A 7,447-nucleotide genomic window follows, 5' to 3' on the forward strand; every position below is an offset into this window, starting at 1 on the left:
TAAGCCTCTCAGCGCCGATGGTACTGCAGGGGGGACCCTGTGGGAGAGTAGGACACCGCCGGACTTCTTTTCAGCCGAAATGGCCACCCAACGCTGGGTGGCCATTTCGCATTTACGGGGCAGTTTCCTTCCGGGCTGAAGCGCTGGTCGACAGCCTCGACACGAGCCGGGGCCCGAGGGCATCCGAGACCGCCCGCCCCGACGCTCGACCACCCCCGCGACATTCATCTGGCGCCCCCGAGAGACCCACGGCTACGCTGTCCCCACCTGCCGGAAGGACGCGCCATGCTCTTCGCTCACCTGGGATCGGAACCACGGATCCACCCCTCCGCCGTCGTCGCACCGACGGCGGTCATCAGCGGCGACGTGACCGTGGGCGCCGGCTGCCAGATCCTGCACGGGGCGGTCGTCACCGCGGAGGGGAGCCCCATCCATCTGAGTGAGAACGCGATCGTCATGGAGAACGCCCTCGTGCGAGCCAGTTCGACGCATCCGGTGCACATCGGAGCGCATACGCTGATCGGGCCCATGGCGAGCATCGCGGGAGCCGACGTGGGCGAGGAGGTTTTCCTCGCGACGGGGACTCGGGTGTTCAACGGCGCCGAGATCGGAGCCGGCAGTGAGGTCCGCATCAACGCTGTCGTGCATCTGCGAACCGTCCTGCCCCCGCAGACGATCGTGCCGATCTCATGGGTGGCGGTGGGTGATCCTCTCCGCATCCTGCCGCCGGATCGCCACGAGGAGATCTGGGTGGCGCAGAGAGAGCTGGACTTCCCGGGCTACGTGTTCGGCCTGGACCGCGAGACGCCCGATCTCATGGTGCAGCTCACCGAGAGGTATGGTCGCAGTCTCGCTCGGCACGCCGCCGACCGTCGCATCGACTGATTCCGCCGGGCCGCGGCGACCCGGCGGCGCCGCACCGTCGTGCGGACGCGCGGCGGGCGAGGCTGTGCCCGTGGTGCCGACATTGGCGTGCCGTACCCGGCTCCACACGACTGTCACGCAGGAGCCCAGGAGCACCGCGAGGACGACGGAGCGCCGGCCCCCATGGGGGAGCCGGCGCTCGGATGATCGGACGGATGCCGCTCAGCCGGTGTTCTGCAGCCCGGCCGCAACGCCGCTGACCGAGAGCAGCAGCAGGCGCTGGTGATCGGCATCCGGAGTCGGGTTCTCACCGTGCGTGTCGCGGAGCGCGCGCAGAGCGCGAAGCTGCAGCAACGACAGCGCGTCGACGTACGGGCTCCGCATCTTCACCGCGCGCTGCAGCACCGGCTTGTTGCCCAGCAGATCGCCGGCCGTGATGCGCTCCACCCAGGATCGAGTGAGCAGCATCTCGTCCATGACGAGCTGGGCGAGGTCGTCGCGGTCGCCGAGTGCGAGGTATCGACGGGCGATGCGCTCGTCGGCCTTCGCCAGGCTCATCGCGACGTTGTCGATCATCGTGCGGAACAGCGGCCACCGTTCATAGGCCTCGCGCAGGCGCTGCTCGTCGGCGACGGCATCCAGGGCCGTCCCCAGACCGAACCAGCCCGCGAGGTTGATGCGGGCCTGCGTCCACGAGAACACCCATGGGATCGCGCGCAGGTCCTCGAGCGACTCCACCGACAGCCCGCGGCGCGCGGGACGAGACCCGAGGGCGAGGTGGCCGAGCTCTTCCATCGGGGTGACCGTCGCGAACCAGGGGGCGAAGCCCGGCGCCTTGACGAGGGCGAAGAAGCGCTCGCGCGAGGCGACGTCCATCGTCTGCGCGACGTCGGCGAAGGCCTCGGCGGCTCCGCGGTTGCGGTGTTCGATCGAGGGCGACGACGCCGTGAGCACCGCGGCGGCGACCTGGTCGATGTGACGCATCGCGATGTCGGGGTCGCCGTACCGCGCGAAGATGACCTCGCCCTGCTCGGTGAGCTTGAAGCGGCCGTCCACGGAATGCGGCGGCTGCGCCAGGATCGCCGAGTTCGCCGGGCCGCCGCCGCGACCCAGGGCACCGCCGCGGCCGTGGAACAGCGTCAGCTCGATCTTCTCGGCCTCGGCCCACGTCGCGATCTTCGCCTGTGCCTCGTACAGGGCGAGGTTGGCGGCGACGGGGCCGACGTCCTTCGACGAGTCCGAGTAGCCGAGCATGACCTCGAGGCGGCGGCCGGTGGCATCCAGACGATCCACGAACGCGGGATGCGACACGATCTCGGCGAGGATGCCGGGTGCGGCCTGCAGGTCGGCGAAGGTCTCGAACAGGGGGATGACGTCGAGGACCGGCGGCTGCTCGCCGGGGCCGACGGCATAGCCGGCGAGCTCGTGCACGTTCGCGAGGTCCTGCGCGGACTGCGTGAACGACACGATGTAGCGGCCCGCGGCGCGGGGGCCGAAGCGTTCCTGGACGAAGGCGATGGAGCGGAACACCTCGAGGACCTCTTCGGTCAGCTCGCTGCGGACACCGCCCGCGCGCAGCTCGTCGAGCACCTTGCGGTGGACGGCGGAGTGCTGACGGACCTCGAGTTCGGTGAGGTGGAAACCGTAGGTCTCGACCTGCCAGACGAGGCGCTGCAACGCCCCGTACGCCTGACGGGCCGCGCCGGCCGCGACCAGGGAGTCCTGGACGGTGCGCAGGTCGGCGAGCAGGTGCTCGGGGTCGCGGTACGCCAGATCCGCGTTGCGGGTGCGGGTCGCGGCGATCTTGCGCGCGAGCAGCAGCAGGATTCGGCGGTGCGGCTCGTCGGGGGAGCGTTCGGCGATCTCGGCCGCGGCGTCCTCGTCGGCCGCGCGCAGGCGGTGCCACAGCGAGAGCAGAGCGTCGCTGGGCGGTGTGGTCTCGGCATCCAGGGTCAGCCCGCGACCCACGCGCTGCGTCGTGCGCTCGAGGCCCAGGAGCACGTGCTCGCTGGCGATCGCGGCGGCCTTGCGCGTGACGGATGCCGTGACGAAGGGGTTCCCGTCGCGGTCGCCGCCGACCCAGGAGCCGACCCGGACGAACGGCTTCACGATCGGAGCGCGGGCGCCGGCGTTATCGCCCTGGAGGATGTCGTCGATGCGTCGGTACACGCGCGGGACGGCGGTGTAGAGCGTCTCGTCGAACACGGCCATGACCGAGCGCACCTCGTCGACCGGCGACGGCTTCTCGCGTCGCAGGGGAGCGGTGCGCCAGAGCGTGTCAATCTCTTCGAGCATGCGACGCTCGGCACGGCGCGCGTTCGCGTCGTTGCCGGCCGCGTCGTCGTGCTCGGCGAGCAGCTCGGAGAGGCGGCGGATGCTCGTCGAGATCGCCCGGCGTCGCGCCTCGGTGGGGTGCGCGGTGAACACGGGGTGGAAACGCAGGGACTGCAGGCGCGCGAGGGCGGTCTCTTCGCCGACCTCGCTCGACAGGCGCTCATAGGCGGCGGCGATCGTGTCGGGAGTGCCGGAGCGGGAGGGCCGGTCGCCGCGCTCGCGCAGGACGCGGACGCGCTGGTGCTCCTCGACGAGGTTGACCAGGTGGAAGTACGCCGTGAAGGCGCGCGCCACCTCGTCGGCGCGTTCGATCGAGAAGCCGTCGGCGATCGCGGCGGCCCTCTCGAACGCCTCGGGCGTCTCGTCGGTGTAGGCCTGGATCGTCGCCGTCCGCAGACGTTCGACGTCGTCGTACAGTCCGGGGGAGCCGCTCTCTCGCAGCACTCGGCCGAGGAGCGAACCGAGAAGGCGCACGTCGGCGCGCATCTGTTCGGGCAGTTCTTGGCCGGCTTCGAAGCGGCCCACGAGGTCGATGGCCTCGGTCGGGGTCAGTTCACGCACACGCCCCAGATTATCGGCGTCGCGTGTCGAGCAGATGACGCGCGACGCGTCCCGTCGTCATCCGCTCCCGTACGCAGGAATTCCTCCGGCGGGCGGGCGGGGTGCAGCGATATTCGGCCGACCTGCTCGGTGGTGTGCGGAAAAGTCCTGCGTTGCGCATCCGGGAGCGACCACGCGGGGGATACTCGGCACAGCGGCCCTGCGCCGCCGGGGAGGGAGACGCCGTGACCGAAGACGCCCTGAGGGCAGCCGCCGAGACGATGCACGCGGTGCGCGAGCGCTGCGTCTGGACCCAGCGGATCGACCACCGCGATCTCGTCCCCTATCTGGTGGAGGAGAGCGCCGAAGTCATCGACGCCGTCGAAGCGGGCACGCGTGCCGACCTGCGCGAGGAGCTCGGCGACCTGCTCTGGCAGGTACTGTTCCACGCCGAGATCGCGGCCGGAGACCCCGAGGACCCCTTCGACATCGACGACGTCGCGCGGGGGCTCACCGAGAAGATGGTGCGGCGTCACCCCCATGTGTTCGCGGGGGCCGTGGCATCCACCCCCGAAGAGGTGCTCGTGCACTGGAACGCCGCGAAGGCCGCCGAGAAGCGCGAGCGCACGAGCGTGCTCGACGGGGTCAGCGACCACATGCCCTCACTCGCTCTCGCGCAGAAGGTGATCGGGAAGGCGGAGCAGGTCGGGGTGCCCGCACCCACTCATCACCTGGCGGACCCCGAGACCGAGGCCGAACTCGGCGATGCGCTGCTGACGCTCGTGCAGTTCGCCCGCGTGCGGGGCTGGGACGCCGAGCGCGCCCTGCGCGAGCGCCTGCGCGCCCTGCGCGCCGACGTGCGCGCCGCCGAGACCGCCGCCGGTTGAGCGCGACGCCGGGAGTCCACCCGCCGCGCGGGGGAGCCGGCCGATCCTGGAAGAATGGGACCGTGGCATCCGTGAACCCGCCGCGCGGAATGCGCGACTTCCTCCCCGCTGACAAGGCCCGTCGCGAGCGCGTGCTCGCCGTCATCCGCGAGCGCTACCGCGCGCACGGGTTCGAAGAGATCGAGACCCCGGTCATGGAGGAGTACGGGCGCCTGCACGCCGGTCTCGGCGGCGACAACGAGAAGCTGTCGTTCAGCATCCTGAAGAGGGGGATGGATGCCGAGGGCATCCGCGCCGCCGCGGACGACCCGGCCGCCCTCGCCGACCTCGGCCTGCGCTACGACCTCACGGTTCCCCTCGCGCGTTTCTACGCCTCGAACCGGGCGCAGCTGCCCACGGTGTTCCGTGCGATCCAGATGGCCCCGGTCTGGCGGGCCGAGCGTCCGCAGAAGGGCCGCTACCGCCAGTTCCTGCAGTGCGACATCGACATCATCGGCGACGCGACCTCCCGCGCCGAGGCGGAGCTGATGATCGCGAGCCTCGACGTTCTCGACACGCTCGGGCTCGAGGGCGGGTCGATCCGGGTGAACGATCGCCGCGTCCTCGACGCGATGTTGGACGTCTTCGGTTTCGCGTCCGACGAGCGCCCGGGGGTGCTCATCACGATCGACAAGCTCGACAAGGTCGGCCCCGCGGGTGTCGTCGCCGAACTTCGCGACCGCGGGGCGGATGCCGCGGCCGTCGACGCCCTCGCGGCCTACCTCGACCGACCCGTCGTCACGCCGACCTTCGACGACGCCGGGATCCGCGCGGCTCTTCCCGCCGGCATCCCGGACGAGGTCGTCGCCCACCTCGTCGCGCTCGGCGAGACCGTCGCGGCCGCGCGAGGGGCGGACGCGCCGCTGGTGTTCGACCCCTTCCTCGTGCGGGGAATGGGGTATTACACCGGCACGATCTTCGAGCTCGCCCACCCGAGCGTCGACTACTCGCTCGGCGGCGGTGGTCGGTACGACGGCATGATCGGACGTTTCCTGGGTCAGCAGGTACCGGCGGTCGGATTCTCGATCGGCTTCGAGCGCATCGTCGACCTGCTGCCCGACGCCGATGCCGACGGCGAGCGGTCGGTGGTGCTCGTGCACGATCGCGACGTGCCGCTGGACCGTCTTCTCGCGCTGAAGGCGCGACTCGTCGGCGGGGGCGCCCGCGTGCGCGTCGAGCAGCGGGCGAAGAACATGAAGGCACTGCTGGAGCGCTCGGCGGCGGACGGGTACACCTCGTTCGCGTCGGTCGGAACCGACACCACCGTCGACACGCTGGAGATCAAGCCGCTCTCCTGAGGTCGATCCGTTCCCGGCGGAGATACGGGATGCCGGGAGCCCGACGTCCTCGTGGCGTCACGACGCGTCCACCCGGCGTTCACCACGGGCAGGTGTCATCGGAGGATGCGCGCGCGTCGTCCCGTGACCCTGACCGCCGCCTCGACGGTCGCCGTTCTCGGCGCGACCGCCGTTGCCCTGCGGACGCTCATCTCTCGGCAGGCGGCGATCGCGCGGCGTCGGATCGGCAAACCGCTGGGTGAGCAGGCGCTGGACGCCGACCGCGTGTGGCGGCGCAAGAAGCATCCGGGGCGGCCGGTCGACCTGCTGCTGCTGGGCGACTCGATCGCGGCGGGCCTCGGCGCGGGGCATCGCCGCGACACGCTCGGTGCGCGCCTGGCCAAGGGCGTCGCGCGAACGGCGGGACGCCCCGTGCGGCTGCGCACCGCGGCGGTGGTCGGATCGGAGACCTCTGCCCTCGCCGCGCAGCTCGCGTCGCTGCCCCCGGGCTATCGCGCCGACATCGCGGTCATCGTCGTCGGCGGCAACGACGTGACGCACCGCATCCCCGCCGCACGCGCCGCGGAGCAGCTCGCCGACGTCGTTCGCGCCCTTCGGGCGGACGGCATCCCGGTGGTGGTGGGCACCTGCCCCGACCTCGGCACGCTGCGGGCGATCCCGCAGCCGCTCCGTGCGCTCGCCGCGCGCTCGTCCCGCCAGCTCGCCGCGGCGCAGGGGAGTGCCGTGCACCGCGCCGGCGGACGGGTCGTCGCTCTGGCCCGCGCGGTCGGGCCGGTGTTCGCGGAACGTCCGGACGAGATGTTCAGCGTCGACCGCTTCCACCCGAGCGCCCTCGGCTACCGCCGGACCGCCGAGGCCCTGCTGCCCGCGGTTCTCGCGGCGCTCCCGGATATGACCCCAACCGGGCGAAACTCCTGAGATTTCACGGCCTCCACCGGCGTCGCCACGGAATCCTGTGGTGCGGGGTCAGCGCGCCCGCCAGAACTCAGGACTTCGGCTCTCCCTCGGCTGACCCATAGCCCGCGGTCGTACTCTTCCGGCACGCCTCCCATCGACTTCTTCCTCAGCACCTGGCGCGCCGATCCGATCGCCCTCGGCGCGATCTTCGCGGCATCCGTCGCCTACCTTCTCGGCGTGCGGCGCGTGCGTCGCCGAGGGGAGCCCTGGCCGCTGCGCCGCACGATCGGCTTCTTCGCCCTCGGCCTGATGCCCTACGCCGTGATCGAGCTCGGCTTCCTGGGGACCTTCTCGGCCGACCTGCGCTGGGCGTTCTCGACCCGGATCGCCCTGCTCATCTTCGCGGTGCCCGCGGGCATCGCCGCGGGGCGCCCCCTCGACCTCGTCCCCGCGCGGGTGCGCGAGCGCGTCCTCGCGTCGCGCGTGACCCGGGTCATCGGCAACGCGATGGTCGCCACCATCGTCATCGCCGCGGTGTTCTGCCTCTTCCTCACGCCCGTGGCCGGCATCCTGCGCGTCGATCCGGTG

At 71.5% G+C, this 7,447-nt stretch carries 6 protein-coding genes; 5 read left to right on the top strand and 1 reads right to left on the bottom strand.

What is annotated here, in order from left to right; genetic code table 11:
• Nucleotides 1-285: 285 nt before the first annotated feature.
• On the top strand, nucleotides 286-885 hold the full coding sequence (locus tag QZ433_RS12745; RefSeq protein ID WP_295784122.1) for a gamma carbonic anhydrase family protein: 600 nt from the start codon (nucleotides 286-288) through the stop codon (nucleotides 883-885).
• A 201-nt stretch (nucleotides 886-1,086) separates the two neighbouring features.
• On the opposite strand, the gene QZ433_RS12750 is transcribed toward QZ433_RS12745, so the two are convergent.
• Nucleotides 1,087-3,759: a phosphoenolpyruvate carboxylase gene (locus QZ433_RS12750; RefSeq protein WP_295784124.1), complete on the bottom strand. Its 2,673-nt coding sequence runs from the start codon at nucleotides 3,757-3,759 to the stop codon at nucleotides 1,087-1,089.
• 260 nt (nucleotides 3,760-4,019) lie between these two features.
• On the opposite strand from QZ433_RS12750, the gene QZ433_RS12755 reads away from it, so the two are divergent.
• The 4 genes from QZ433_RS12755 to QZ433_RS12770 all read left to right on the top strand — a co-directional run.
• Nucleotides 4,020-4,625 carry a MazG family protein gene (locus QZ433_RS12755; RefSeq protein ID WP_295784130.1) on the top strand — a complete coding sequence of 202 codons (606 nt, stop codon included), beginning with the start codon at nucleotides 4,020-4,022 and terminating at the stop codon, nucleotides 4,623-4,625.
• 89 nt (nucleotides 4,626-4,714) lie between these two features.
• Entirely contained in the window at nucleotides 4,715-5,962 is a 1,248-nt protein-coding gene (gene hisS, locus QZ433_RS12760; RefSeq protein ID WP_295784132.1) for a histidine--tRNA ligase, read from the top strand.
• 105 nt (nucleotides 5,963-6,067) lie between these two features.
• Nucleotides 6,068-6,880 (top strand): SGNH/GDSL hydrolase family protein, encoded by an 813-nt coding sequence (locus tag QZ433_RS12765; RefSeq protein ID WP_295784126.1) that lies wholly within the window; start codon nucleotides 6,068-6,070, stop codon nucleotides 6,878-6,880.
• A gap of 183 nt (nucleotides 6,881-7,063) precedes the next feature.
• Nucleotides 7,064-7,447: cytochrome c oxidase assembly protein (locus QZ433_RS12770; protein WP_295784135.1), on the top strand; the 384-nt coding region annotated here is incomplete at its 3' end.

The sequence above is a fragment of the uncultured Microbacterium sp. genome (assembly GCF_913776565.1).
In the GTDB taxonomy this organism is placed as follows: domain Bacteria; phylum Actinomycetota; class Actinomycetes; order Actinomycetales; family Microbacteriaceae; genus Microbacterium.